The organism is Pseudoxanthomonas sp. LjRoot204_2 (assembly GCF_056175765.1).
Map to the genome: position 1 here is coordinate 1 of NZ_JBGFFG010000522.1, position 2,068 is coordinate 2,068.

Annotated in this window: 2 protein-coding genes; both read right to left on the reverse strand. The window is 66.9% G+C overall.

Translation table 11 applies throughout. The annotated features are described in order from the left end of the window. Positions 1-417 (reverse strand): LpxD N-terminal domain-containing protein (locus AC04L7_RS17420; protein WP_475513533.1); only part of this gene is annotated, 417 nt, incomplete at its 3' end. A 117-nt stretch (positions 418-534) separates the two neighbouring features. Further along, positions 535-2,068 (reverse strand): outer membrane protein assembly factor BamA (gene bamA / locus AC04L7_RS17425; RefSeq protein ID WP_475513534.1); only part of this gene is annotated, 1,534 nt, incomplete at its 5' end.

The following is a 2,068-nucleotide window of genomic DNA, read 5'->3' on the forward strand; positions in this document are numbered from 1 at the left end:
GCCCAGCACGCTGCCTTCGCCGAGCGTGCTGCGTGCGCCGACCACGACGAAGGGGCCGACGTGCGCGCCCGGCGCAATCCGCGCGCTGGGATCGACCACCGCGCTCGGGTGGATGCCGGGTGCGCGGGCGGACTTGTGTTCGAACAGCGCCGCCATCTTCGCGAACGCGGTGTAGGGGTCCTTGGCGACGAGCACGGTGCCGGCCGCATCGGTGGCGTCCTCGGCACGCAGCACCACCAGGCTGGCCCGGCTGTCCGCCAGCTGCGCGCGATAGCGGCTGTTGGCGAGGAACGCCAGCTGGCCCGGCTCGGCACGCGCCAGTGTCGCCACGCCCTCGATGGGCAGGCCGGCGTCGCCGCGCAGCTCCAGTCCGAAGCGGGCGGCCAAGTCGCCGGAAGTGAAGGAGGGCAGGGTCATAGGGCGCGTAGTTTAGCCCCACCGCCCTGGAACCGCTCCACGGGGGCGTATGGTGGAAACGAAGACGGGGAGCTTGCGCCCCCCCGTCAGGTCGTCATGCCGGACCGGAAGCCCGCGTCAGAACGCGCCGCCGAAGGTGAACTGCAACCGCTCGAGCTCGTCGCCCTCTTCCTTCTTGATCGGGAAGGCGTAGCTGATCGAGATGGGACCGACCGGCGCGCGCCACAGCAGCGAGATGCCCGTGGAGGCGCGCAACTGGCCGGCGTCGAAGTTGTCCACGCCGTCGAACACGTTGCCGAAGTCCAAGAACGCCGCGATACGCGCCGCGTTGGAATCGAACAGCTTCGGGAAGATCAGTTCCACCGAGCCGGTGGTCTTCAGCGAGCCACCCAGCGGCTGGCCGCGATAGCCCGAGATGACCTCCGAGCGCGGACCCAGCGTGTTGTCGCGGAAACCACGCACCGAGCGCGTACCGCCGGCATAGAAGTTCTCGAAGAACGGCAGGCCGGTTGCCACCAGGGTGCGGTCCAGGGTGCCGCCATCCGCACACGTGCCATCCGCGGCCGGCGGCGTGGTGGTGCCCTGGCCTGGGATCTGCGGATCCGAGCCGTTCGCGCGGCAGATGTACCGGTAGATGTCGGAGCCGTAGCTGTCGCCGTAGCCGATCTCGGCACGCGTGTTCAGCACCAGCGCCGGGCTGATCGACCAGTACTTGGAGAACTCGTAGTTGAGCTTGTAGTACTCGACCGTGGAACCCGGTAGCGCGATTTCCGCCGACACGCGCTGGTAGGTGCCGCCCGTCGGCATGAAGTAGTCGTTGCGCGTGTCGCGCGCCCAGCCAAGCTCCGTGCGCCAGGCATGGAAGGTGCGCTGGCCGACGGCATTGATGTAGTCGATGATCGAAGACGGCGTGGATCCGCCGAAGGTCAGGATTTCATTGCTGTCGACGCCGAACAGCAGCGAGACGGTGTCGTTCTCGGTGATGGGCAGGCCCAGCACACCCTGTGCCGCGGCGCTGGTGGTCGAGTACTGCGCGGTATTGAAGTCCGAGTAGTCGAACTCGCGCCACCACAGGTTGTAGCCCAGCGACATGCCTTCGTCGGTGAAGAACGGGTTGGTGTACGAGAACGAATAGCGCTGCAGGTAATCGCTGCGCTGCGCTTCCACCGATACGCGGTTGCCGCCGCCGAGGAAGTTGTTCTGCGACAGCTGGATGGAGGTGGTCAGGCCGGAGAGCTGGGAATAACCCAGGCCGAACACGAAGCTGCCGGACGTGGTTTCCTTGACGTTGAAGACCACGTCGACCTGGTCGGACGTTCCCGGCACCGGGGTGGTCTCGACATCGACCGTCTCGAAATAGCCCAGGCGGCGCAGGCGCACGCGCGAGCGGTCGACGGCCACCTGCGAGAACCAGCTGCCTTCGAACTGGCGCATCTCGCGGCGCAGCACTTCGTCGGACGTGCGCGTATTGCCCTTGAAGAGGATGCGGCGCACGTTGACGCGCGGACCCGGCACGACCTGCAGGTTGATGGCGACGGTGCGGTTTTCGCGATCGATGGTCGGGATCGGCGTGACCTGCGCGAAGGCGTGGCCGATGTTGCCCAGCGTCGAGGTGATCGAATCGGACGTCATTTCCAGCAGGATGCGCGAG